Annotated in this window: 17 protein-coding genes; 8 read left to right on the top strand and 9 right to left on the bottom strand. The window is 71.1% G+C overall.

Annotated elements, in window-relative coordinates:
* Window positions 1–281: 281 nt before the first annotated feature.
* Window positions 282–701: a pyridoxamine 5'-phosphate oxidase family protein gene (locus ACFWQC_RS21295; RefSeq protein WP_378682502.1), complete on the top strand. Its 420-nt coding sequence runs from the start codon at window positions 282–284 to the stop codon at window positions 699–701.
* A gap of 18 nt (window positions 702–719) precedes the next feature.
* Here ACFWQC_RS21295 and ACFWQC_RS21290 read toward each other — a convergent pair whose 3' ends face one another.
* Window positions 720–1,799, bottom strand: a complete 1,080-nt coding sequence (locus tag ACFWQC_RS21290) for an NAD(P)-binding domain-containing protein (protein ID WP_378682499.1) — start codon at window positions 1,797–1,799, stop codon at window positions 720–722.
* 121 nt (window positions 1,800–1,920) lie between these two features.
* Here ACFWQC_RS21290 and ACFWQC_RS21285 point away from each other — a divergent pair, with 121 nt between their 5' ends.
* From ACFWQC_RS21285 to ACFWQC_RS21265, 5 genes are all read left to right on the top strand, one after another.
* Window positions 1,921–3,261, top strand: coding sequence for a cytochrome P450 (locus tag ACFWQC_RS21285; protein WP_378682496.1), 1,341 nt, complete (start codon window positions 1,921–1,923; stop codon window positions 3,259–3,261).
* 8 nt (window positions 3,262–3,269) lie between these two features.
* Complete coding sequence (locus ACFWQC_RS21280) at window positions 3,270–4,868, top strand: succinic semialdehyde dehydrogenase (RefSeq protein WP_378682494.1); 1,599 nt, start codon at window positions 3,270–3,272, stop codon at window positions 4,866–4,868.
* Between the two features lie 79 nt (window positions 4,869–4,947).
* Entirely contained in the window at window positions 4,948–6,483 is a 1,536-nt protein-coding gene (locus ACFWQC_RS21275) for a class I adenylate-forming enzyme family protein (RefSeq protein ID WP_378682491.1), read from the top strand.
* Window positions 6,480–7,310 carry an SDR family oxidoreductase gene (locus ACFWQC_RS21270; protein ID WP_378682488.1) on the top strand — a complete coding sequence of 277 codons (831 nt, stop codon included), beginning with the start codon at window positions 6,480–6,482 and terminating at the stop codon, window positions 7,308–7,310. Before ACFWQC_RS21275 ends, ACFWQC_RS21270 begins: the two co-directional genes overlap by 4 nt.
* Window positions 7,311–7,396: 86 nt before the next feature.
* On the top strand, window positions 7,397–8,707 hold the full coding sequence (locus tag ACFWQC_RS21265) for an APC family permease (protein ID WP_378682485.1): 1,311 nt from the start codon (window positions 7,397–7,399) through the stop codon (window positions 8,705–8,707).
* On the opposite strand, the gene ACFWQC_RS21260 is transcribed toward ACFWQC_RS21265, so the two are convergent.
* Both ACFWQC_RS21260 and ACFWQC_RS21255 read right to left on the bottom strand, forming a co-directional pair.
* Complete coding sequence (locus ACFWQC_RS21260; RefSeq protein WP_378682482.1) at window positions 8,630–10,021, bottom strand: PLP-dependent aminotransferase family protein; 1,392 nt, start codon at window positions 10,019–10,021, stop codon at window positions 8,630–8,632. The two genes, ACFWQC_RS21265 and ACFWQC_RS21260, sit on opposite strands and share 78 nt — an antisense overlap.
* 40 nt (window positions 10,022–10,061) lie before the next feature.
* Complete coding sequence (locus ACFWQC_RS21255; RefSeq protein WP_378682480.1) at window positions 10,062–10,634, bottom strand: hypothetical protein; 573 nt, start codon at window positions 10,632–10,634, stop codon at window positions 10,062–10,064.
* Window positions 10,635–10,685: 51 nt separating this feature from the next.
* Here ACFWQC_RS21255 and ACFWQC_RS21250 point away from each other — a divergent pair, with 51 nt between their 5' ends.
* Both ACFWQC_RS21250 and ACFWQC_RS21245 read left to right on the top strand, forming a co-directional pair.
* Window positions 10,686–15,509 carry a DEAD/DEAH box helicase gene (locus ACFWQC_RS21250; protein ID WP_378682478.1) on the top strand — a complete coding sequence of 1,608 codons (4,824 nt, stop codon included), beginning with the start codon at window positions 10,686–10,688 and terminating at the stop codon, window positions 15,507–15,509.
* 4 nt (window positions 15,510–15,513) lie between these two features.
* Window positions 15,514–16,266, top strand: a complete 753-nt coding sequence (locus tag ACFWQC_RS21245) for a DNA-formamidopyrimidine glycosylase family protein (protein ID WP_378682476.1) — start codon at window positions 15,514–15,516, stop codon at window positions 16,264–16,266.
* Here ACFWQC_RS21245 and ACFWQC_RS21240 read toward each other — a convergent pair.
* The 6 genes from ACFWQC_RS21240 to rimO all read right to left on the bottom strand — a co-directional run bounded on the left by ACFWQC_RS21240 (window position 16,263) and on the right by rimO (window position 24,497).
* A complete protein-coding gene (locus ACFWQC_RS21240; RefSeq protein WP_378682473.1) occupies window positions 16,263–16,499 on the bottom strand; it encodes a hypothetical protein in 237 nt (78 codons plus the stop codon). The two genes, ACFWQC_RS21245 and ACFWQC_RS21240, sit on opposite strands and share 4 nt — an antisense overlap.
* 120 nt (window positions 16,500–16,619) lie before the next feature.
* Window positions 16,620–16,907, bottom strand: a complete 288-nt coding sequence (locus ACFWQC_RS21235) for a helix-turn-helix transcriptional regulator (protein WP_350659077.1) — start codon at window positions 16,905–16,907, stop codon at window positions 16,620–16,622.
* Between the two features lie 60 nt (window positions 16,908–16,967).
* Entirely contained in the window at window positions 16,968–17,453 is a 486-nt protein-coding gene (locus ACFWQC_RS21230) for a CinA family protein (RefSeq protein ID WP_378682468.1), read from the bottom strand.
* Window positions 17,454–17,514: 61 nt separating this feature from the next.
* A complete protein-coding gene (locus ACFWQC_RS21225) occupies window positions 17,515–22,251 on the bottom strand; it encodes an ExeM/NucH family extracellular endonuclease (RefSeq protein ID WP_378682466.1) in 4,737 nt (1,578 codons plus the stop codon).
* A gap of 184 nt (window positions 22,252–22,435) precedes the next feature.
* Window positions 22,436–23,083 (bottom strand): CDP-diacylglycerol--glycerol-3-phosphate 3-phosphatidyltransferase, encoded by a 648-nt coding sequence (gene pgsA / locus ACFWQC_RS21220; RefSeq protein WP_378682463.1) that lies wholly within the window; start codon window positions 23,081–23,083, stop codon window positions 22,436–22,438.
* A gap of 10 nt (window positions 23,084–23,093) precedes the next feature.
* Window positions 23,094–24,497 carry a 30S ribosomal protein S12 methylthiotransferase RimO gene (rimO, locus tag ACFWQC_RS21215; protein ID WP_378682505.1) on the bottom strand — a complete coding sequence of 468 codons (1,404 nt, stop codon included), beginning with the start codon at window positions 24,495–24,497 and terminating at the stop codon, window positions 23,094–23,096.
* Between the last annotated feature and the right edge of the window lie 3 nt (window positions 24,498–24,500).

The raw sequence follows: 24,500 nt of genomic DNA, 5'->3' as shown, positions 1-24,500 counted from the left end.
GGCCCGAAGGGCCACCTCTCCGCCCCCGCAACACCACCGTCCGAAGCAAGAACTCGCTGCGCCACACCCGGGCCGCCGCCCCGATAGCCAGCCAAATCTTTCTCGACGCCCCGGAGTAAAGGACCAGTCCCCAACGGACTTGACACCCCGCCAGCCCCGGAAAGCGACCGTGTTGGTCTCGACACGCTCGCTGGCGCTCGCGGCTCGACCAGCGGCGCGAAGCCAGATGCGCCGAGTGCGAGGTCGAGCAGCACGATGGGGTGGCATCGTACGGTCGAAGTATGGGTATCTCACTCGAAGACCGCGAAGAGCTCCTGACGCAACCCCTGATCGCAGCACTCTCCGTCAGCAGGAAGAACGGACAAGGGCCGCTGACGGTGCCGATCTGGTACGACTACACCCCCGGTGGCGAGGTGTGGTTCGTGACCGGGAAGGACTCGCTGAAGACCAGGCTGATAGAGGCTGCGGGACGGTGCACGCTCATGGTGGAGCGCCTGGACCCGACAGTCCGCTACGTGTCGGTAGAGGGGCCGGTGCGGATCGCGGATGCCGCCGAGGGCGAGGCGGAGGCGATGGCGCGGCGGTACCTGCCTCCCGAGGCAGCCGACGCCTACCTGGCGCAGGCGGCGAACTTTCCGCCCGAGGTGACGATCCGGCTCACCCCGGAGCACTGGATCTCGGCCGACCTCGGCTCGCTGTGATCTCGCCGTGAAGACGGCTCACCGAGCCACGAGCTGACCCACCTCGGCCAGCTGTCGCCGGACCGCGAGCGCCGCGGCCCGGCCGGCACGGCTGGCCCCGATGGTGCTCGCGGAGGGACCGTAGCCGACAAGCTGGACCCGCGGGTCGTACGCAGCGGTGACGGCGGTCTGGACGTCGGCCGACTCGCGCAGCAACGGGATCCCACCGTGAGAGCTGCGGAGGTGGAGCGGCGCGAGGTGGGTGATCGCGGGCCGGAAGCCGGTGGCCCACAGGATCGCGTCGACCGGCTCGAACGCACCCGACTCCCACCGCAGCCCGGACGGTTCGATCCGCGAGAACATCGGCAGCCGGCGCTCGTAGACCCCGAGCCGCGCGGCCTCCTGCTCCTGCGGTCGCAGCGATAGACCGGTGACGCTGACGACGCTGGCCGGCGGCAGACCGGCCTCGACCCGCTCGGCCACCAACGCCACCGCCTCGCGCCCACGCTCGGCGTCGAAGTCGGTGCGCCAGACCGGCTCCCGCCGGGTCACCCACAGCACCGAGGTGATCGGCGCGAGCTCACCGAGGAACTGCACCGCCGAGGCTCCCCCGCCGACGACTGCGACGCGCTTGCCCTGGAAGTGAGCAGCGCCCGGATAGTCGTGGGTGTGCACCTGCTCGCCCAGGAACGTCGCGGCGCCTGGGTAGTGCGGGACGAACGGCCGCGTCCAGGTCCCGGTCGCGTTGACCAGCGTGCGCGTGAACCAGGTCCGTCCGTCGGCGGCGTGCACCGCGAGCAGATCTCCCACGGAGGTCACCGACGTCACCGAGACAGGGCGCTCCACCGGCAGATCGTGCAGAGACTCGTAGGTCCCGAACCATCCCGGCACCGCGACGTTGGCCCGCTCCCCGGACTCCCCCGGCGCCCGCCCGTCCGGCAGGTCGGCCACACCGTGCACGTCGTGCATGGTCAGCGAGTCCCAGCGGTGCTGCCAGGCGCCACCGGGGCGCCGCTCGGCGTCGAGCACGACGTGGCGTACGCCCAGCCGGCTGAGGTGGAAGGACGCCGACAGACCGGCCTGGCCGGCACCGATCACCACTGATTCGTAGCTCTCCACAGACACTTCAACAACGCGCCGAGAAATTCCATACCCACGGAATGCTGCGGGAACACGTTCTACTTGACTACCCTCGACTGAGACTCGGGACTGGGAGGTCGGACACGATGGATCAGGCACCATGACAGCGACCGAGGCGCTACGCGAGATCCCACGACTCGCGCCCGGCGACCGCGGCCTCCCCTGGATCGGCCGGCTGCTGGACTACTCCCGCGACCCGGTCGGTTTCTATCGGCACCAGTGGGAGACGTACGGTCCGGTCTCGCCGTTCTTCCGTGCCGGCGAGGCCGGGGTGGTCACGCTCGGACCGGATGCCTGCGAGGCGGTGCTGCGCAACAAGGACAAGGCGTACGCCAACGGGCCGGCCTGGGGGCAGATCGTCGGGCCCTTCTTCGACCGCGGCCTGATGCTGCTCGACTTCGAGGAGCACCACGCCCATCGCCGCATCATGCAGGAGGCCTTCACCCGGGACCGGCTCGCCACCTACACCACCGCGATGCACCCGGCGATCGAGCAGGGCATGCGCGGCTGGGCCAACACTCCGGCGTTCCAGGCCTATCCGCGGCTCAAGCAGCTCACCCTCGACATCGCCGCAGACATCTTCATGGGTGGTGCGGCCGAGACCAGCCGGGCCGAGATGGACCGGGTCAACAAGGCGTTCATCGCGTGCGTGCAGGCGGCCGCCGGTGTCGTACGTGGCGATGTGCCGTTGACCCGCTGGGGCCGGGCATTCCGCGGACGAAGGGTGCTGGAGGGCTTCCTGCGCCACTACCTCCCCGCCAAACGGGCCACCGCGAGCGACGACATCTTCTCGGTGCTGTGCCACATCGAGACCGACGACGGCGAGCGGTTCAGCGACGACGACGTCGTCAACCACATGATCTTCCTGATGATGGCCGCGCACGACACCTCGACCATCACCGCCTCGACGATGCTCCAGTACCTCGGCCAGCATCCGCAGTGGCAGCAGCGCTGCCGCGAGGAGTCCCTCGCGCTCGGCGAGGCACCGACGATGCAAGAGATCGACGGCCTCACCAGCCTCGACCTGGTGATGCGGGAGGCGCTGCGGCTGCGCGCCCCGGTGCCGGCGCTGATGCGGCGTACCGTCAAGGAGACCAGCCTCCTCGGCGTCCGGATCCCGGCCGACACCGGCGTGATGGTCGGGGTCCAGTTCAGCCACATGATGGAGGAGTACTGGACCAACCCGAGCGTCTTCGACCCCGAGCGCTTCGCGCCGCACCGGCGCGAGGACAAGAGCCACCGGATGGCGTGGGAGCCGTTCGGCGGCGGGGTGCACAAGTGCATCGGCCTCTACTTCGCCGGCCTGGAGGTCAAGTCGATCCTGCACCGGCTCCTGCGCGACTACCGGTGGAGCGTCTCCCCCGGCTACCGCGCGCCCTTGGACAACAGCTCGCTGCCGTTCCCGAAGGACGGCAACCCCATCCAACTGACCCGGACCTGAGGAGATCGATGACCACGAAGACAGCGGAGACAACGGAGGCCGCGAGCGTACGTCCCGGATGGGTCGAGGAGGCACGGCTCGCCTCCTTGACCCGATGGGTTTCGGCTCCGGTCTCGGGTGGCGACGGCACGCTGACCGCAGTCGCACCCTATGACGCCCAGCCGACCGCCCCGGTCCCGTCGGTGACCGCCGCGGACGTCGCCGAGGCCGCGGCCGCGGCGCGGGCGGCCCAGCCCGACTGGGCAACGCTGGCCTTCCAGGACCGCGCCGAGGTCATGCTCCGCTTCCACGACCTGCTGGTCGAGCGTCAGGAGGAGGTGCTCGACCTGATCCAGTGGGAGATGGGCAAGGCCCGCTTCCATGCCTGGCAGGAGATCCTCCAGGTCGGCACGATCGCTCGCCACTACGCCCGGCGCGGCCCGACCTATCTGGCCGACAAGCGGGTCCGCGGGGCCATCCCCGGCATCACCTCCGTGAAGGAGGTGCGGGTGCCGAAGAAGGTCGTCGGGATCATCTCGCCGTGGAACTACCCGCTCTATCTCGGCGTCGGCGACGCCATCCCGGCACTGCTCGCGGGCGCGGCCGTGATCAGCAAGGCCGACCCGCAGGCGCCGTTGACGCTGCTGTGGGCGAGGGCGCTGATGGCTGAGGCCGGGCTCCCCGAACACGTCTGGCAGGTCGTCACCGGGCCGGGCGCGGCCACCGGTGAGGCGGTCATCGACAACGTCGACTACGTCGCCTTCACCGGTTCGACGGCCACCGGGCGGATCGTGGCCCAACGCGCCGCGGGCCGGCTGATCGGTGCCTCGCTCGAGCTCGGCGGGAAGAACCCGCTCATCGTCCGCCGCGACGCCGACCTCGCCCAGGCGGCTCGTGGCACGGTGATGGCGGCCTTCGCCAACACCGGTCAGATGTGCGTCCACATCGAGCGCGTGGTGGTGCACGAGGACGTCTACGACGCCTTCCGCCAGGCACTGGTCGCCGAGACGGAGAGCCAGGTCGTCGGACAGACCTTCGACTACTCCGCCGACGTCGGGTCGCTGGCCTCGCAGGCACAGCTCGACAAGGTCACCGCCCACGTCGGCGACGCGGTCGCGAAGGGCGCGACGGTGCTGGCCGGGGGCGAGCCGCTGGCCGAGGTCGGTCCGTACGCCTTCGCCCCGACGATCCTGGAGGGCGTGACCGACGAGATGGACCTGTGTCTCGGTGAGACCTTCGGCCCCGTTCTCGCGCTCTACCGCGCCGACAGCGACGAGGAGGCGGTCCGGATCGCCAACCAGGGTGAGGCCGGGCTCTCGGCGAGCGTGTTCAGCAAGAACGTACGCGAGGCCGACATGATCGCTCGGCGCATCCGCGCGGGCGCGGTGAACATCAATGACGGCGCCGCCCTGGCGGCCGGGAGCATCGAGGCAGGGATGGGTGGCATGGGATCGAGCGGGCTGGGCAGGCGGCACGGCGCCGACGGCATCCGGAAGTTCACCGACGCCCAGACCGTCGCGGCCTCCCGGATGGGCCCGATCGGGCCGTTCAAGGGCCAGACGGTCGAGAAGTTCGTGGCGCTCGGCAACGGGCAGCTCAAGGCGCTGCGGAAGCTGGGTGCCCGATGAACGAGCGCCAGCGAGTGAACATCAGATCCTTCATCGGGCCGCGTCCGTATTCTGGCGCCTGCGCTACGGAGGTGACCCGATGAGCGAGCCGGGGAACCACAACCTGGCGGTGCTGGCCGAGGAGTCCTACGCCCGCCACGGCGACCACCCGACGGTCTTCTTCGAGGGCACCTGGCACACGTCGAAGGAGATCGCCGAGCGGTCCGCGCGGGTCGCCGGCGGCCTGCGCGAGCTCGGGATCGAGCCCGGCGACCGGGTCGTGGTGCTCACCATGAACACCCCGGAGGTCTTCGTCAGCTACCGCGCCCTGTGGCGCCTCGGCGCGGTGGTGACCCCGGTGATCTTCCTGCAGACCCCACCCGAGCTGCGGCACATCCTGGAGGACTCCGGAGCCACGGCGGCCATCGTCACGCCCGAGCTGCTGCCGCTGGTGCAGGCTGCCGGCGAAGGTCTCGATCTCACCGTCGTCGTGGCCGGAGACGTGCCTGAGGGAACGGATGCGGTGGCGTACGAGAGCCTGGAGAGCGCCGACCCGATCGACATCGCCCCTCGCGGTGACGACGATCTCGCGGCGCTGCTCTACACCGGCGGCACCACCGGACGTGCCAAGGGCGTGATGCTCAGCCACCGCGGGCTGTGGGAGTCCGGGCACGCCCTCCACCGGGTCGGGGAGAGCCAGGGCACGACACGGTGGCTGCTTCCGCTGCCGCTCTCCCATGCGTACGGCCTGATCGTGGTGATCAGCGGGATGCACTCGTCACGTCCGCAGAGCTCGGTGCTGCAGCGCTGGTTCGACGCCAAGGGGTGGCTCGAGCTCGCCGAGGAGCACCGGATCGAGTCGAGCACCGTGGTCCCCTCGATGCTGCAGATGCTGCTCGACCAGCCCTACCAGGACTACGACCTCAGCTCGCTGCGCTCCTTCGGTAGCGGTGGCGCGCCGCTGCTGCCGGCGCTACGGGAGAAGGCCGAGGAGGCCTTCGGCGTGACCATCCTGGAGGGTTACGGCTGCACTGAGTCGAGCGCGGTCATCGCCGCCTCGACCGTCGAGGAGTCGCGGCCCGGCAGCGTCGGCAAGCCGCTCTCGCACGCCGAGGTGATCATCGCCGGGCCGTCCGGTGAGCCGGTCCCGACCGGTGAGGAGGGCGAGATCTGGGTACGTGGCCCCGGGGTCATGCAGGGCTACTGGAACGACCCGGTCCAGACCGCCGCCACCGTCGTCGACGGCTGGCTGCACACCGGCGACATCGGCCACTTCGACGCCGATGGCTACCTCTACGTCGACGACCGGATCAAGGACCTGATCATCCGGGGCGGGTTCAACGTCTTCCCCCGCGACGTCGAGGACGCGCTCCTCGCCCACGAGGCCGTCACCGCCGCAGCGGTGGTCGGGCGCCCGGACGCTCAGCGAGGCGAAGAGGTGGTTGCCGCCGTCGCGCTCCATCCCGGCGCCCGCACCACCCCCGAGGAGCTGATCGCCTTCGTCAAGACGCGGCTCGCGCCGCACAAGTACCCCCGCGAGGTGCTCATCCTCGACGCCGTCCCGGTCACCAGCGTGGGCAAGACCGACAGAAAAGCCGTACGCAGCCTGGTCCGCACCACCGAAGGAGAGTCATGACACGCCAGATCGAGGGAACCTCCGTCATCGTCACCGGAGGCGCTCGTGGCATCGGTCGCGCCACGGTCGAGCGGCTGGCCCGCGCCGGGGCGACGGTCGCCGTCGGCGACCTGGACCCGGGCCTGCTCGACGATCTGACCGCCGAGCTCGGGCCGCGGGTCGTGGCCGCGCATCTCGACGTCACCGACCCTGCCTCCTGGCGCACGTTCCTCGAGTCGGTCGGGGACCTGGGGCCGTGGGACGTGCTGGTCAACAACGCCGGGATCATGCCGCTCGGCTCGGTCCTGAAGGAGGAGGACGCGCTCACCCGGGCGATCTTCGAGGTCAACGTGCACGGCCCGATCAACGGGATCAAGGCGGTCGCGCCGGCGATGGTCGATCGGGGCCAGGGTCACATCGTCAACGTCGCCTCGGCCGTCGGGCGGGTGCCGGTGCCGGACGCGGCGACCTACTCGGCCTCGAAGTTCGCCGTCGTCGGCTTCTCGGAGGCGCTGCGGATGGAACTCGCGCCCTCCGGCGTCGACGTCTCGCTCATCCTGCCGGCGGTGGTGCAGACCGAGCTGGCCGACGGGGTGCCGCAGGCCAAGGGGATGAAGCCGGTCACTCCCGAGGACGTCGCCGCCGCGATCGAGTCGGTCATCCGCGAGCCGCGGCCCGAGGTCTGGGTGCCCAGCTGGACCCAGGCCCTGACCAAGATCACCCAGGCGATGCCGCGCCGGTTCCAGGACTTCGTCGACCGTGCCACCAACGCCTCGCAGCTGCTCGCCGGCGTGGATCCGGCGGCGCGGGCGGCGTACGAGAAGCGGGTGCGGCGCAACGTACGTTAGCGCCGGATCGGTCCAGGGATTGGCCCAGGAGACGGGGGCCTGATTGGCCGGGCGCGGAGGGCTCTGCGCTCACTAGCGTCACACTTGTGAACAACGACGGAATCTCCGTACCCCAGGGCGCGGCCCTCACCCTCGGTGCGGTGCTCGGCACCGGTGTCATCTCCCTGCCCGCGCTGGCGGCGAGCGAGGCCGGACCGGCCTCGCTGGTGGCCTGGCTGGCGCTGATCGTGCTCTCGGTGCCGCTGGCGGCGACCTTCGCCGCGCTGGGGGCGCGCCATCCTGACGGCGGCGGGGTGGCGACGTACGCCCGGCTCGCCTTCAACCAGCACGTCGCGACGATGGTCGGCTGGGCGTTCTACCTGACGATCGGCGTGGGGGCGCCGGTCGCGGCCGGGTTCGGTGGGGCGTACGTCGCCGACGCCTTCGGCGGTGGCCGGGCGATGTCCATGTCGGCCACGGCGGGGATCATCGTGCTGGTCACCGTCATGAACTGGTTCGGGATCAAGGTGTCCGGGGGCGTGCAGCTGGCGATCGCCGGGGCCATCGCGGTGCTGCTCGCGGTGGCGGTCGTGGTGGCGCTGCCGCACGCCCAGCTGGAGCGGCTGACGCCGTTCGCGCCGCACGGGTGGGGCTCGGTCGGCACCGCGGCGGCGATGCTGGTGTGGGCGTTCGCGGGGTGGGAGATCCTCTCCTCGCTCTCGGCCGACTACCGCGACCCGGCGCGCGACATCCGCCGGGCGACGGTCATCGCGCTGGTGGTCGTGACGGTTCTCTACCTCGGGATCGCGTTCGCGACGGTCGCCGCGCTCGGGTCCACCTCCGGTGCCGCACCCCTGGCCGACCTGCTCGTGCTGGGCTTCGGGGAGCCCGCACGGCCGGTCACGGCCGTGGTCGCCGTGCTGCTGACCATCGGGGCCATCAACGCCTACTTCGCCGGCGGCTCGCGGCTGGGGGCATCGCTGGCCCGTGAGGGCGGGCTGCCGCGGGTCCTCGCCGCGCCGGCGTCCGAGATCCCCCGACGCTCGCTGCTCGCGATCAGTGCCGTTGCGCTCGGCACCCTCGCGGCGACCTGGGTCGCCGGCGCCTCGACGGACGCGGTGCTGCTGATGGCCTCGGGCACGTTCTCGCTGCTCTACGTGGTGGGCGCCGCGGCCGCGCTCCGGCTGCTGCCGCGGGGAGGACGGTCGTGGTGGGCCGCCGTCTGCTCGCTGGTCGCGGCGCTGATCCTGCTGGGTCTCACCGGCGCCCACCTGCTCGGCCCGGTGCTCTGCGGCGGGGCGGGTCTGGCCTGGTCGCTGGTTGCGTCACGCCGAGAGCGGTCACGCCCAGTCCGCGAGGGTGGCCAGCAGCTCGAGCCCGCGGGGCAGGCTCTCTGTCCGGACGGCTCCGTAGCCTAGGAAGAGTCCGTCGCGTCCAGGCAGCAGTCGATGAGCGGCGATCGTGTCCAGCGCCAGGCCCTCGGCAGCGGCACGCTCGGGAAGGTCGGCGGGGAGCTCCGCGTAGGCGGACAGGTGCAGCCCGGCGGCCGACGGGAGCACCTCGACCGGCCAGGTGGAGAGGGTCTCGAGCAGAAGCGAGCGGCGCTCGGCGTACGTCTTGGACGCCTTGCGCACATGACGGGCGAGGAGGCCCTCCTCCAAGAAGCGGGCCAGGGCGGCCTGGGGCTGGACGGGGCCGAAGCCGTCGCCGAGCTGCTTGGCGGCCAGGAGACTGTCGACAAGCGATCCCGGGGCGACGAGATAACCGGTGCGCAGGCTCGGCAGCAGCGACTTGGAGAAGGTGCCGACATAGATCACCCTGCCCTGATCGTCCATCGCGTGCAGCGGTTCCAGGGGCCGCTCGGTGAAGCGGAACTCGCTGTCGTAGTCGTCCTCCACGATCCCCGCGTCGTGCGTGTTCGCGAAGGCGAGCAGGGCTCGGCGGCGTGGGAGGGAGAAGCGTACGCCGAGCGGGAACTGGTGGCTCGGGGTCGTGTAGACCAGCCGGGCCTGCTCCGGGATCTCCTCGACAACCAGCCCTTCCTCGTCGACCGGGACCGGTACGACCCGGGCGCCGTGGGAGGCGAAGAGGTCGATCGCGGACGGGTAGCCGGGGTCCTCGACGGCGACGACGTCGCCCGGCTCCAGCAGAACGCGGGCGACGAGATCGAGCGCCTGCTGGGTGCCGCTGGTGACCACGATCTGCCCCGGGTCGGCCCGCACCCCGCGGTGGTAGGCCACCGTGTGCGCCAGCGCCTCGCGCAGCCTCGGCAGACCGGCCGGCGAGGCGTAGGTGCCGGGGTTGTGGCCGCGCAGCCGCGACTCGGCCGCGAGGATCCGCCGCCAGGTCTCGAACGGGAAGAGCTCGGCATCAGGGATCCCCACCCGCAGGTCGTACGCCGGGACCGGCGCCTCCGCGCTCGTCGGCCGCGGTGCCCAGCGCCAGCCCGGGCGCGGGGTCAGGGAGCCCGGTGCGCTGGCTCTTCGGGTTCCCGCGGCGGCCGCGACGTACGTCCCCGCGCCCACGCGCGACTCCAGGAACCCCTCCGCGACCAGCCGCTCATAGACCGTGGCGACCGTGTTCCGGGAGATGCCGAGGTCCTTGGCCAGCGCCCGGCTCGCCGGGAGCCGGTCGCCCGCCTTCAGCCTGCCGTCGCCGAGCGCGTCGCGCAGCGCCTGGTAGAGCGACGCGGATCGTACTGCGCGGTCGGTCAGGTCAAGCGCGAGGTCCACAGCGGGATTGGACCATATCCATGTCGATGGTGGGGGGCCTTCAGCTCGGCAGCCCGAGGCGCCCGATGATCTTCTCGGCCACCTCGGCTGCAGTCAGATCGGTGTTGTCGATGACGAAGTGCGGGAGGTCGAGGGGGAACGGCACCTCGGGACCGGTCGAGAGCTCCCAGCGCTCGTTCGACCCGATGACGTCTCTGCGTGCCCATTCGGCGTCGCGTTTGGATGGCTTCGCCGCCAGCCGCTCGGGCGTGCCCTCACGGGCGAGCCGGATCGCCACGTCGGCGTAGAGCTCGACGAAGTCGATCCGCGCTCCCGCCTCGACCGCGGGCGCGATCATCCACTCGACCTCGTCCGCATCCGCGGGGACGTCCAGAGCCCACGCGAAGGTCAGGATCAACCCCGGAAGGTCGTACGCCACCGCCTCCTCGATCACCCGCCTGCGGAACTCCTTCTTCAGCGTGTTGAACGGCGCGGTCCCCCAGTCGAAGACCTCCAGCAACGGCTCGATCGTGGCGTGGTTGTGAAAGAGGCGGTACGTCGTCCGGGACGCGATCTCCCGGCCGACACTCATCTTGCCGACCGCCTGCGGGCCGAAGAGGACGACGAGGTGCATGAGGTCAATCATGGCGTCCGGATGTCGGTGGTCGCGACTAGGTTTGTCCCTATGAGGGACACGCCCCAAGCGTTGGCGCAGTTCAGCGACCCGACATGTACGTGGTTCGCGGCCGCTTTCGCGGCGCCGACCGCGGCTCAGGCCGGCGCCTGGGAGGCGATCGGGGCGGGGCGCAACGCGCTGGTGGTGGCGCCCACAGGATCGGGCAAGACGCTGAGCGCGTTCCTGTGGTCGATCGACAAGCTGCTGAGCGAGCCCGTGCCGGAGAAGAAGCAGCGGTGCCGGGTGCTCTACATCTCCCCGCTCAAGGCGCTCGGCGTCGACGTGGAGCGCAACCTGCGCAGCCCGCTGGTCGGGATCCGGCAGACCGCCGAGCGACTGGGCGTGGAGGCTCCCGAGGTGCGCGTCGGGGTGCGCTCCGGCGACACGACCGCGGCCGACCGGCGCAAGCTGACCACCGCTCCCCCGGACATCCTGATCACCACGCCCGAGTCGCTCTTCCTGATGCTCACCAGCCAGGCCCGCGAGACGCTGCGGAGCGTCGAGACGGTGATCGTCGACGAGGTCCACGCGGTCGCGGCGACCAAGCGCGGCTCCCATCTGGCGCTGACCCTGGAGCGCCTCGACGCGCTCCTGGACAAGCCTGCCCAGCGGATCGGGCTCTCCGCGACCGTACGCCCACTGGAGGAGGTCGCGCGCTACCTCGGCGGTGCCCAGCCCGTCGAGATCGTCGCCCCTCCTGCCGAGAAGCGCTGGGACCTCAGCGTCGTCGTGCCGGTCGAGGACATGACCGCGCCGAGCGCCTACGGCGAGGAGGAGGACGACGATCCGCAGCGAGCCTCCTCGATCTGGCCCCACGTCGAGGAGCACGTCGCCGACCTGGTCACCGCCCACCGCTCCACCATCGTCTTCGCCAACTCGCGCCGGATCGCGGAGCGGCTGACCGCGCGGCTCAACGAGATCGCAACGGACCGCCTCTGGCAGACACCCGCTCCATCCGCTGGTCGGGGCCACTCCGTTCAGACCCCGAGGGAGAGCGAGCGTGTCGAGACCAACACGGTCGGCTCGAGCGCGTCGGGGAACCGTGTTGGTCTCGACACGCCTCCGCCTAGCGGCTCCGGCGGCTCGACCAGCGGCGGGCCGCCTCCCGCACAGGTGATGGCGCAGTCGGGGCAGTCCCACGGCGCGGCCCAGGTGATCGCGAAGGCTCACCACGGAAGCGTGTCCAAGGAGCAGCGTGCTCTGATCGAGGACGACCTCAAGTCCGGCCGGCTGCCGGCCGTGGTCGCGACCTCCAGCCTCGAGCTCGGCATCGACATGGGTGCGGTCGACCTCGTCGTCCAGATCGAGTCGCCGCCGAGCGTCGCCTCCGCTCTCCAGCGCGTCGGGCGCGCCGGCCACCAGGTCGGCGAGGTCTCCCGCGGGGTGCTCTTCCCGAAGCATCGCGGCGACCTCGCGCAGACCGCGGTCAGCGTGCAGCGGATGCGGCAGGGCCTGATCGAGTCGATGAGCCTGCCGGCCAACCCGCTCGACGTACTCGCCCAGCAGATCGTCGCCGCCACGGCACTGGACACCTGGGACGTCGACGAGCTGTTCACGCTGGCCAGAAGGACGGCGTCGTACGCCACCCTCCCCCGCTCCGCCTACGACGCCACCCTCGACCTGCTCGCCGGGCGCTATCCGAGCGAGGAGTTCGCCGAGCTGCGGCCGCGCATCGTGTGGGACCGGGTCGCCGGGACCGTGACCGGGCGTCCGGGAGCGCAGCGGCTGGCCGTCACCAGCGGCGGCACCATCCCCGATCGCGGGCTCTTCGGGGTCTACCTGGTCGGCGAAGGCACCGGAAGGCGCGTCGGCGAGCTCGACGAGGAGATGGTCTACGAGTCCCGGGTCGGTGACGTCTTCGCCCTGGGCGCGACGAGCTGGCGGATCGAGGACATCACCCACGACCGGGTGCTGGTGACCCCGGCTCCCGGCATCCCTGGGCGGCTGCCGTTCTGGAAGGGCGACTCGCTCGGCCGGCCCGCGGAGCTCGGCGAGGCCGTCGGCGCCTATACCCGCGAGCTCGCCGCGCTGCCTGCGAAGAAGGGCGAGGCGCGAGCGCAGGAGGACGGCCTCGACGCCTACGCCGCCGCCAACCTGGTCACCTACCTGCACGAGCAGGCCGAGGCCACCAACGTCCTCCCCTCCGACAGCAACATCGTCGTCGAGCGCTTCCGCGACGAGCTGGGCGACTGGCGGCTGGTGGTCCACTCCCCCTACGGCCGCCCCGTCCACGCACCGTGGGCGCTGGCGATCAATGCGCGGATCCGGGAGCGCTACGGCGTCGACGGGCAGGCGATCGACAGCGACGACGGCATCGTGATCCGGCTCCCCGACACCGATGCCGAGGCGCCGACCGGCGAGATCATCGTCTTCGAGCCCGAAGAGATAGAGGACCTGGTGACCACCGAGGTCGGTGGCTCGGCGCTGTTCGCCAGCCGCTTCCGGGAGTGCGCGGCGCGGGCCCTGCTGCTTCCCCGCCGTGACCCCGGCCGTCGCTCGCCGCTGTGGCAGCAGCGCCAGCGCTCCGCCGCCCTGCTCGAGGTCGCCTCGCAGTACCCGAGCTTCCCGATCATCCTCGAGGCCGTACGCGAGTGCCTCCGCGACGTCTACGACCTCCCCTCCCTCGTCGGCCTCCTCCGCCGCATCGAGCGGCGCGAGATCTCGATCGTCGACGTCGCCACCCCGACCCCGTCGCCCTACGCCCAGTCGCTCCTCTTCGGCTACGTCGCCCAGTTCCTCTACGAGGGCGACTCGCCCCTCGCCGAGCGCCGCGCCGCCGCCCTCACCCTCGATCAGGGCCTCCTCGCCGAGCTCCTCGGCCGCGCCGAGCTCCGTGAGCTCCTCGACCCCGAGGTCCTCGCCGAGGTCGAGTCCGAGCTCCAGCGCCTCGCCCCCGGCCGCAGAGCCCGAGGCGCCGAAGGCATCACCGACCTCATCCGCACCATCGGCCCGCTCACCCTCGACGAGATCACCGCCCGCACCGCGTCCTCACCGCTGGTCGAGCCCGCGAGCGAAGCGAGCGGTGTCGAGACCAACACAGTCGACTCGAGCGCCGATGGGGACCGTGTTGGTCTCGACACGGATTCGTTCGTTCCTCACGAATCCGGCTCGACCAGAGGGGGCAATGGGATACCCGAGGTGCTCGCGGAGCTCGCCAACGCTCGACGGGTGGTCGAGGTGCGGGTTGCCGGGGAGGGTCGGTGGGCGGTGGTCGAGGATGTGGCCAGGCTTCGGGACGGGCTGGGGGTGGCGGTCCCTCCGGGCGTACCGTCGGCCTTCACCGAGCCGGTCGAGGATCCGGTCGGTGACCTGGTCTCGCGGTACGCACGCTCGCACGGTCCGTTCACGGCCGCCGACGTGGCCTCGCGGCTGGGGCTGGGCGAGGCGGTCGTCCGGCACACCCTGGCGCGGCTCTCGGCGCGCGGGCGGGTGCTCGACGGGGAGTTCCGGCCCGGTGGGAGCGGGCTGGAGTGGTGTGACGCCGACGTGCTCCGGATGCTGCGCCGACGCTCGCTGGCCCGGCTGCGCAAGGAGGTCGAGCCTGTCGAGCCGGCAGCGCTGGGCAGGTTCCTGCCGGCGTGGCAGAAGACATCCGTACGCAAGGGCGCGCTGCGCGGGGTCGACGGAGTGCTGAGCGTGGTCGACCAGCTCGCCGGCTGCCCGGTCCCGGCCAGCGCGCTGGAGAGCCTGATCCTGCCGGCCCGGGTGGTGGACTACGAACCCGCGTTCCTCGACGAGCTGACCTCCGGCGGGGAGGTCCTCTGGGCCGGCCACGGCACCCTGCCCGGCACCGACGGCTGGGTCTCGCTGCACCCGGCCGACACCGTCGAGCTGACCCTGCCGCCGCCTGCAGAAATGCCACCGGGCCCGCTCGCCGAACGGCTCCTAGAGGCCCTGGAGCCCGGCGGAGCCTGGTTCTTCCACCAGCTCGCCCGGACGGTGGCGGCCGACAGCGAGGAGACCCCGAGCGACGCCGACCTGAGCGCCGCGCTGTGGGAGCTGGTCTGGTCGGGACGGGTCAGCAACGACACCCTGCTGCCGTTGCGGGCGCTGACCCGTTCCGGCACGCCGTCGCACCGCTCGCGCAGACCCCCGCCGAGGGCTCGCGGCGGTCGCTACACCGGCAATGCGCGGATGCCCGCCCGGGCCGGTCTCCCGCAGACGGCCGGGCGCTGGACGATCCTGCCCGAGCCCGATCCCGACCCGACCAAGCGCGCGCACGCAGCTGCCGAGCGGCTCCTGGACCGTCACGGTGTGGTCACCCGCGGGGCGGTCCAGTCCGAGCGCACCCCCGGAGGGTTCGCCGCCGTCTACAAGGTACTCAGCGCATTCGAGGACTCCGGCCGGGCCCGCCGGGGCTACTTCGTCGAGGGCCTGGGCGCGGCCCAGTTCGGCACCGCGGGCTCGGTCGACCGGCTGCGTACGTTCTCGCGGGTCGAGCCGGCCGACAAGCCGGTCGCTCTCGCGCTCGCCGCGACCGACCCCGCGAACCCCTACGGCGCGGCCCTCCCGTGGCCGGTCGCGGACGAGGGCCACCGGCCCGGCCGCAAGGCGGGCGCGATCGTGGTGCTGGTCGACGGCGAGCTGGCGATGTACGTCGAGCGAGGCGGCCGCACCCTGCTGACCTGGTCGGAGGACCCCAACCTCCTCGAGCCCGGCGCCGAGGCGCTCGCCGACGCCGTCCGGCGCGGGGCGCTGGGACGGCTCACGGTCGAGAAGGCGGACGGCGCCCCGCTGCTCGGGTCCGGCGACACCCCGCTGCGCCAGGCACTCCAGTACGCCGGCTTCATCGCCACCCCGCGCGGCCTGCGCCTGACCTCGCCGAGCAGGTGAGGTCGTGCCCGAGGGTGACGCGGTGCTCCGGACCGCCCGCAGGCTCGACAAGGGGCTGGCGGGGCAGGTGCTCAGGCGTACGGACTTCCGGGTGCCGCAGCTGGCCACGGCGGACCTGTCCGGCGGCACCGTGCGCGGGACGCTGACCCGCGGCAAGCACCTGCTGACCCGGATCGACCACCGCACCGGCGAATGGACGCTGCACACCCATCTGAAGATGGAGGGATCGTGGCGGGTCTTCGAGGCGGGCCGGCGCTGGCCGAAGCCGGGCTTCCAGGCGCGCGTGGTGCTCCGCACCGAGAGGACCGAGGCGGTCGGCTTCCTCCTCGGGATCGTCGAGCTCGTCCCCCGCGACCAGGAGGAGCGACTGGTCGCCCACCTCGGCCCGGACATCCTCGCCGACGACTGGGACCCCGACGCAGCCGTCGAACGCCTCGCCCGGCAACCCGAACGGCCGCTCTTCGAGGCGCTGCGCGACCAGACCAACCTGGCCGGGATCGGCACGATCTACGCCGCCGAGACCTGCTTCATCGCCGGGATGAACCCGCTGCGTACGGTCGCGGATGCCGGCGATCGACTCCCCCGGATCCTTCAGCGAACCCGCGACCAGATGCAGGCCGACTGGTCACGCTCCCGCCAGATGTGGGTCTATGGCCGCCGGGCATGCCGACGCTGCGGCGGCACCGTGACCGTCGCCCGGGTCGGCCCTCCGGGCAAGGAGCGCCCGGCCTACTACTGCGCGAGCTGCCAGGCCTAGCGCCCGTGGAGCAGGCGCAATCGGATCTGGGCGATCCGGACGCGGGTGTCACGCATGTGGCGGGCGACATGCGTCCGCTCGCCGGGAGCGACCGAGGTGAACTCATCGCGAAGGATGTTCAGGGTCTCCTCCAGCCCGAAGAGCTCGGCCTCGAGCAGATCGGGAGAAAGCACGTCGCCCTCGAGACCCGGTGTCGGCACCGTCAGGTCTGGAAACTCGTTCTCGACTGCCATGGTCATCGCACCATCTCCCCATGAATGCGCGAGCCCGTGGTGGGCCCACATCGGCAAGGAGACGGAACCGTCGGCGTTGAGACACCGGGGAGGAAAGCTCCCCCAGATTGGGGAAGAGAATCAGGCGGCTGCGGCGTCGGCCGCGGCGCGGACCGGCATCCGGAGGATGGTGGCCTCTTCGACGGCGACCGCGTTGGAGACGTCGCGAAGGACGTCGGAGAGAGCGACGTCGAGGGCGCTGCAGAGCGAGGCGAGGAGCTCGGAGGAGGCTTCCTTCTGGCCACGCTCGACCTCGGAGATGTAGCCGAGGCTGACTCGCGCCTGCGCGGAGACCTCGCGCAGGGTCATCCCACGCTCCAGCCGCTGGGCACGAAGCACCTCGCCGAGAAGTCGACGGAAGAGCACCATTGCGGTCAGCCTCCTACAGTTCACAAGTCACCGACATCTGGGTGACGTCCTGCTCCAACGCTACCTGACCCTTCGATGTTCCCGCCGAAGTAGTCCGAGTAGTTCATCAACAGCGAACAAACACGTATCACGCTGGATCTCCATGCGCGAGCCCGACAGCCCGAGAAGCGTCGTTGTTTCACCGTGCGGACCGGAAACACCCACATACACCGTCCCGACGGGCTTTCCCTCCTGCTCCTCGGGCCCGGCCACGCCCGTGGTCGAGAGTCCGTACGTCGCGCCCGACCGTTCCCGCGCCCCGGCCGCCATCGCCGCCGCGCACTCCGCGGAGACCACCCCGGCGGTCTCGATCACCGAGACGGGGACACCCAGCAGGGTGTGCTTCAGCTCCGTCGCGTACGTCACGAAACCCCCGCGAAACGTCTTCGAGGCGCCCGGAGGATCGGTGATCATCGCAGCCAGGCGGCCGGCGGTCAGGGACTCGGCGGTCGCGACCGTCGCACCGGCATCGCGCAGCGCGGCATGTAGCTCTTCGACAGCACTCATGGCGACGACGGTAGCGGCCCGGCCGTCGCAGTGACGACCGGGCCGCTGTACCTGTCCCTGATCAGCGAAGCAGCTTCCAGGGACCGTGCTTGTCGCCCGGCCGCTGGTTGCGGGTCCACCACTTCGCCTCGTAGCGGCGGCCCTCGTGAACCACCACGTCACCGGCGGTGAAGATCCGTGACGGCGTCCAGACTGCGGTGCCGTCCTCGGCGGTCACGATCTCCTCCCAGGGGCCGTAGGGGAAGCCGGGCTCCACCGCGGCCGTCCACCACAGCGCCCGCCACAACGACCCTGCATAGGTCACCTCGTCGCCGGTGCGGTAGATGGTGCGCGCATCCCAGGCCGGAGCCTGCGGAACCACCTCCTCGACCGTGATCGGCACCAGCACGGTCGTGCCGGTGCGCTCGCCGACGACGGTGAGCTGGTTCGCACCCGGCGGCGCTGTCGAGGGCAGGACCACCGAGACCGAGGCGGTGCCGTGGTCGTCGTACGTCACCGTGCCGAGGGTGTTGTCGACCGCCGCGGTGCCCAGCACGGTGTCACCGAGCGTGATCTCCACTGACGAGTCGGTGAGGTCCTGACCGGTCATCGCGAGGGAGGCGAGGTCGAAGGTGACCGTCTCCCCCGGTGCGTACTCCGAAGGCGCGGAGGCCGCGAAGGCCACCTCGACGGCCCGCTGCCCGTAGTCGACCGGCAGCGGCCCCTCGGCAGTGCGATCGGCGAGGTAGTCGACCATCGCGCTCAGGTCGATCTTGCCGGTGTCGCGCTTGCCTGCGCCGTTGGCGAGCTCGCGGAAGTTGTCCCCACCGGAGGCCAGGAACGAGTTCACCGTGACCGAGTAGGTCTCCTCCGGGTCCAGAGGCGAACCGTCGAGCCACATGCCGGTCACCGTGCCCAGCGGGGTGCCGGGATGGGCCGGGTCGTCGGCCTGCGTGTAGGTGTAGGTGAACCCGTCGGAGACCCCGAGCCGCAGGAACGGCCGGGACGGCACGGCGCCGGAGGCGTCACGCTGCCACTGCTGCTCCAGGACGGTCTTGATCTGCGCACCGGTCAGGTCCATGTTGACCAGCGTGTTGGCGAAGGGCTGCACCAGCGCGGCCTGCTTGTAGGTGATGTCGCGAGCCTCGCCGGCCGCGGTTCCGGCCATGTCCGCGCGCAGACCGCCGGGGTTCATGAACGCGATCTGCGCCTCACCCGACTCAGGCGCCGCGGTCGCCCAGCGCTGCACCTCGGCGACCGTGTTGCCCAGGGTCGACTCCCCGCCACGGTTCTCGGTGGTCCCGTTGGCGAGCTTGGCGCGGTTGAGCGGCGCCTCGATCTGACCCAGCACCTCGGCACCGAGCACGTCGGCCTTCGCCACCGCGTCGCTGACGATCTTCGCGGTGGCCGCGTCGGGCTGGAAGCCACCCGAGGCGAGCGCGACCAGGCTCGTGGAGAGCCCCTCGACCTCACCCGAGGTGGGGTCGACGGTGTAGACGAGACGGTTCAGGTTGGTGCCGTACTGCCCCGCGGAGACCACCGGCCGCTCGGTCACCGCCCGGTCGGCCCACTCGGCGACCGGGAAGGAGCAGTCGTAGGCCAGATGGGTGTGCCCCGAGACGATGGCGTCGACGTTGGCGTTGACGCCGGTGACGATGTTGCCCCAGGTCGTGCCGGGGTCGTCCATCGCGGCACAGTTGATCGAGGGGGCTCCCTCGTGGACGAGCATGACGACCACGTCGGCACCTTCAGCCTTGAGCTCGTCGGCGTAGGTGTTCGTCGACTCGACGATGTCGCTGACCTCGAGGTCCGCGATGCCCGCGGGCGAGACCAACGACGGGACCTCCTCGGTGACCGCCCCCACGAAGCCGACCTTGACGCCGGACATCTCCTTGATCCAGGTCGCCGGGACGGCCGGGTCACCGGTCGCCTTGAGGGTGACGTTGGCCCCGATGTAGGCCCACTCCGCACCACCCTCGGGGTTGGTCTCCTCGTCGTAGGAGGCCATCACCCGGTTGATCAGGTCGTCGTAGCCGGCGTCGAACTCGTGGTTGCCGACCGCGGAGACCTCGAGGCCGGCCTCGTTGAGCGCGTCGATGGTGGGCTTGTCGTGCTGGATGAACGACTCGAAGGTCGAGGCGCCGATCAGGTCACCGGCGGCGGCGAAGACCGTGTTGGGGTTCTCCGCGCGCATCTGCTTGACCGCGCCGGAGAGCAGCGCTGCGCCCGCCTCGGCCCCGTTGGCCTGGATCCGGCCGTGGAAGTCGTTGGTGGCCAGCACCTGTACGTCGACCGGCGCCGCCGCCGCGGAGATCCCGACGACCACGGGGTTGTGGTCCGAGGAGCGCCACGGGCCGTTCTGGTGCAGGTCGGTGCCGGTGTAGTTGTAGCGGCTGTACTCCTTCAGGATCGGCTCACCGGAGTTCACGTTCCAGATGTCCGTGCCGGTGACCCGGGCCTGCAGCGAGGAGCTGAGCAGGATGTGGTCGAGGGAGCCGACAAGGCCGGAGAAGAGGTAGCTGTACTCGGCGTTGCCCGAGACCTTCTCGGAGTCGGCGTAGCCGGCCTCGTAGAGGACCTGCAGCGGGTCCTCGGAGGTGTAGGAGTTGAAGTCGCCGGCCAGCGCCACGTCGGTGACACCCGCAGACTCCTGGACCGTGGCCACCCAGTCGCGCAGTGCCGTCGCCTGACGGACCCGCGACTCGTTGGAGGCACCCTGGCCGTCACCGGTGTCGGCATCGCCCGGCCACGGACCGGCCGAGCCCTTGGACTTGAAGTGGTTGACCACGAACAGGAGCGGCGCGCCGCCATCGGCCGGCTCGAAGACCTGGCCGATCGGCTCGCGGGCGTTGCCGAAGGCCTGGTCGTCGTTGCTCTGGTCGCCCAGGGCGAGCGCCTCGCCGACCCGGCTCACCGAGCCCGGCTTGTAGATGATCGCGTTGGTGATCACGTCCATGCCGTCGGCCGGGAGCTGGGAGGAGATCGGGTTGGCCGCCCAGGTGCCTGCACCGGCCGCCGCGTTGAGCGCGGCCACGAGCGACTCGGTCGCCTCGCCCGGCTCCTCGCCGAGCGTGGTGGAGTTCTCGATCTCCATCAGGCCCACGACGTCGGCGTCGAGCGCGTTGATCGCGGAGACGATCTTGGTCTGCTGGCGCTCGAAGTCCTCGGGGTCCCAGGCGCCGCGCTGGTCGCAGCCGCCGGAGACGTTGGTGCCGTCACCTGCCCGGTCGGAGTACGCCTCGCAGCCACCGTCACCGACGTTGTCGTCGTCGGCGTCGCCGAGGGTGGTGAAGTAGTTGAGCACGTTGAACGAGGCGACCTTCACGTCGGCGTCGCCGAGCTTGGCGGCGTCGGGGGCCTCGGTGCGTACGTTCTCGAAGTCACCCGGCCACGTCGACGGGTCGGCCGAGATCGGGGCGGTCGGCTGGAGCCGGTAGGTCGGGGCCGTGGGCGAGCCGCCCTCGGTGAAGATGACCGGGTCCAGGTCGGCGGAGGCGCCGACCGCGATCGGGGCGTCGTTGGAGACCCACGGGACGTCCGCGTCGGTCGGGAGCCGCCACGAGGTGGAGCGGCCGTCGTCGAGGACGATCCGGCGGGCGGCGTTGTCGGCCGCGACAGCCGCGGCCTCCGCCGAGCCCGGACGGGCGACCTCGGTCGGCTGGAGCAGCGGCTTGTCGCCGGAGGCGAGGCCGAGCTCGCCGTAGACCGTGGAGCCGGTGTAGGTGTCGGCGACGGTGAGCTCACCAGGGGCGAGGAGCATGCCCTCCAGCGACTCCTTCTGCGCGACCGTGCTCGGCCAGTCGGTCCTCACCGGCGCGATCTCGCCGGTGCCGTCGGCCACGATGGCGGCCGCCGAGCTGACCTCGACCTCGGTCAGACCGGCGTACTCCTTGACCAGGCCGGTCACGGTGACCTTGTCGCCGACCTCGGCGGTGACGGAGCCGGCGGCCTGGGTCTGGTAGACGAAGACCGCGTCCGATGCCGGGTGCTCCGCGAGCGAGCGCTCGCCGCCGGTGCCCTCGGTCTGGAGGTAGAAGCCGGAGAACCCACCGGAGGGGTAGGCCGCGGTCACGATGCCGGAGGTGGTGACGGTCTGGCCGGCCAGCGGGCTGGTGGTGCTCTCGCCCTGGACCTCGGCCGGGGTGGCCGCGACCGGGTCGCCGGGCTCCTCGGGCTCCTCCGGCTCGCCGCCGGAGGGGGTCGGCGTCGGCGCGGTGCGGGTGAAGTCGGCCGAGTTGTCGTCGGTGTCCGCACCGCCGGTGCGGCTCAGCGACTGGGTCGCGGTCGCGGTGGTGCCCGCGGGCGCACCCTCGAAGGAGGTCGCACCCGAGGTGCCGAAGAAGTCGACGATCCCCGCGACCCCGACGGTCGACCCGGAGGTCGCGACCACCGCGGTGCCCTCCTGAAGGGAGATCTGCCCGCCCGCCGCGGCCATCGAGAAGGCGGGCGACGCGGTGTGGTCAGGGGTCGGCAGCGCCTCGCCGGTCGTGCCGGCCGCCGACATCTGGATCAGGTAGTGCGCGCCCGCCGCGACCGAGCCGGACAGCGCCTGCGGGGCACCGCCGCTGCCGCCGCTCGCGGAGCGGTAGTGGACGGCCAGACCGTCGAGGGCGATCGCCTCACCGGTCGGGTTGAAGAGCTCGACGAAGTCCGCGTTGTAGACCGCGCCGGAGTTTCCTCCGGCGCCGTAGACCTCGGAGATGACCAGGTTGTCCCCGGCAGGCGTTGCCTGCGCGACCGGGACAGCCACTGCGTACAGACCGGCGGTTGCGACCGTGAGGCCCACCGCCGATCCGAGCAGCGTACGTGCTGACAGCATTGAGACGACTCCCCGCATGAGGTGAAAGAGTGAGTGCGCCAGCCGGCCTGCCCGATCAGTGCGATCGCTGAGGACCGACCGAAACGACGTGACTCTAACCCGGCGTACGTCTGCTTGGGAGCGCCTTGGGTGAACGTCGGGTAACGGAGTTACAACTAGTGGAAATGGTCCAGACCAGTCGCGGCTACTCGGCGCCGCCACGCAGCGAGGCGCGCTGCTTCCACACCCCGGCGAAGAACTGGGCGCCGGACCACATCGTCAGCGCAACCGCGACCGCGAGGCAGATCTGGAAGGCGTAGAAGAGCAGCTCCCAGACCAGGGCGTCACCGAAGGCACCGCCGTGGGCCGAACCGTGCGGGAGCGGCAGCAGCAGGCCGCCGAGGGCGACCGCCTGCACCGTGGTCTTGATCTTGCCGAGCTGGTCGGCCGGGATCACGATCTTCTTCAGCACCGAGAGCCGCAGCAGCGTGACGCTCCACTCGCGCAGCAGCACGATGATGGTCACCCACCACCAGACGTCGCCCACGATCGAGAGGCCGATCAAGGCCATCCCGGTGACCGCCTTGTCGGCGATCGGGTCGGCGATCTTGCCGAAGTCGGTGATCAGGTTGTGCTTGCGAGCCAGATCGCCGTCGATCTTGTCGGTGATCATGGCCAGCACGAAGATCACGAAGGCGACCCAGCGCAGAGTCGGGTTGTCACCGCCGTCGGCGAGCAGCGCCCACGCGAAGAACGGCACCGCGAGGATCCGCAGCGTGGTCAGCGCGTTGGGTACGTTCCAGTTGCTCGTCTTCTGCACCGATTCCTCGGGGGCAGTGCTCTCGTCGTTCACGCGGCGAACCCTATCCGTTCACTTCGGCGACCAGGTCAACGCCTTCGGAGGCGATGACGGTCGCGTTCACGAGATCACCCGGACGTACGCCCTCGACGTCGCCTTCGAGAGACGTCATCCCGTCGACCTCGGGCCCCTGGTGGGCGGCCCGGCCCAGCACTTCACCGTCGGAGATCTCCTCGACGAGCACGACGACCCGCTCCCCGATCCGCTCTTCGGCGCGCTGGGCGGTGAGCTCCTCGACGAGCTCGTTGACGTGCTCGACGCGGGCGCGGATCTCGTCGGCGTCCAGCTTGAGCGACTCGTCGAAACCGGCTGCCTCGGTGCCCTCCTCGTCGGAGTAGCCGAACACGCCGGTGACGTCCATGCGCGCGGCGACCAGGAAGTCGGTCAGGATCTCGAGGTCCTCCTCGGTCTCACCGGGGAAGCCGACGATGACGTTGGACCGCACCCCGGCCTCGGGCGCGTAGCCGCGGATCTGCTCGAGCAGGCCCAGGAAGCTCTCCGGGTCGCCGAACCGCTTCATCCGCCGCAGGACGGCGTTGGAGGCGTGCTGGAAGCTCAGGTCGAAGTAGGGCGTCACGCCCGGCGTGGTGGCGATGACCTTCAGCAGGTCGGGCCGGGTCTCGGCGGGCTGCAGGTAGGAGACGCGTACGCGCTCGATGCCGTCGATGGCGGCCAGCTCCGGCAGAAGCGTCTCGAGCAGCCGGATGTCGCCGAGGTCCTTGCCGTAGGAGGTGGAGTTCTCCGAGACCAGGAAGAGCTCCTTGACGCCCTGCTGGGCCAGCCACTGGCCCTCGTGGAGCACGTCGGAGGGGCGCCGCGACACGAACGAGCCGCGGAACTGCGGGATCGCGCAGAAGGTGCAGCGGCGGTCACAGCCCGAGGCGAGCTTCAGCGGCGCCCACGGGGCGTCGTCGAGCCGCGTACGCCCCGCGAAACCGGGAACCTGGTCGACGGCCGCCATGCCGGGGACCGAGATGGCGGAGGCGTCGCGCTCGACCGGGGAGATCGGGAGCAGCAGGCGCCGGTCCTGGGGGGTGTGCGGGTGATGGGTCTCCCCGGCGAGGATCGCACGCAGCTTGGCGGCGATGTCGGGGTAGTCGTCGAAGCCGAGCACCGCGTCGGCCTCGGGGAGCTCGGCGGCCAGGTCCTTGCCGTAGCGCTCGGCCATGCAGCCGACCGCGACCACCGCCTGGGCGCGACCCGTCTCCTTGAGATCGGCGGCCTCGAGCAGCGTGTCGACCGAGTCCTTCTTCGCCTGCTCGACGAAGCCGCAGGTGTTGACGACCACGGTGTCGGCCTCGTCCGGGTCGGCGACCAGCCGGAAGCCTCCCGCCGTAAGCCGGCCGGCGAGCTCCTCGGAGTCCACCTCGTTGCGGGTGCACCCGAGGGTCACCATGGCGACCGACAGGAG

This window comes from Nocardioides sp. NPDC058538 (genome assembly GCF_042719275.1).
In the GTDB taxonomy this organism is placed as follows: domain Bacteria; phylum Actinomycetota; class Actinomycetes; order Propionibacteriales; family Nocardioidaceae; genus Nocardioides.
This window is presented reverse-complemented; position numbering and strand designations above follow the sequence as displayed.

What these genes read in the sequence shown, in the direction of transcription:
- ACFWQC_RS21255 (WP_378682480.1), bottom strand. Translation starts at nt 10,634, where the DNA reads ATGCACCTCGTCGTCCTCTTCGGCCCGCAGGCGGTCGGCAAGATGAGT.
- ACFWQC_RS21250 (WP_378682478.1), top strand. Translation starts at nt 10,686, where the DNA reads ATGAGGGACACGCCCCAAGCGTTGGCGCAGTTCAGCGACCCGACATGT.
- ACFWQC_RS21275 (WP_378682491.1), top strand. Translation starts at nt 4,948, where the DNA reads ATGAGCGAGCCGGGGAACCACAACCTGGCGGTGCTGGCCGAGGAGTCC.
- ACFWQC_RS21270 (WP_378682488.1), top strand. Translation starts at nt 6,480, where the DNA reads ATGACACGCCAGATCGAGGGAACCTCCGTCATCGTCACCGGAGGCGCT.
- ACFWQC_RS21280 (WP_378682494.1), top strand. Translation starts at nt 3,270, where the DNA reads ATGACCACGAAGACAGCGGAGACAACGGAGGCCGCGAGCGTACGTCCC.
- ACFWQC_RS21285 (WP_378682496.1), top strand. Translation starts at nt 1,921, where the DNA reads ATGACAGCGACCGAGGCGCTACGCGAGATCCCACGACTCGCGCCCGGC.
- ACFWQC_RS21235 (WP_350659077.1), bottom strand. Translation starts at nt 16,907, where the DNA reads ATGGTGCTCTTCCGTCGACTTCTCGGCGAGGTGCTTCGTGCCCAGCGG.
- ACFWQC_RS21295 (WP_378682502.1), top strand. Translation starts at nt 282, where the DNA reads ATGGGTATCTCACTCGAAGACCGCGAAGAGCTCCTGACGCAACCCCTG.
- ACFWQC_RS21225 (WP_378682466.1), bottom strand. Translation starts at nt 22,251, where the DNA reads ATGCTGTCAGCACGTACGCTGCTCGGATCGGCGGTGGGCCTCACGGTC.
- ACFWQC_RS21230 (WP_378682468.1), bottom strand. Translation starts at nt 17,453, where the DNA reads ATGAGTGCTGTCGAAGAGCTACATGCCGCGCTGCGCGATGCCGGTGCG.
- ACFWQC_RS21240 (WP_378682473.1), bottom strand. Translation starts at nt 16,499, where the DNA reads ATGGCAGTCGAGAACGAGTTTCCAGACCTGACGGTGCCGACACCGGGT.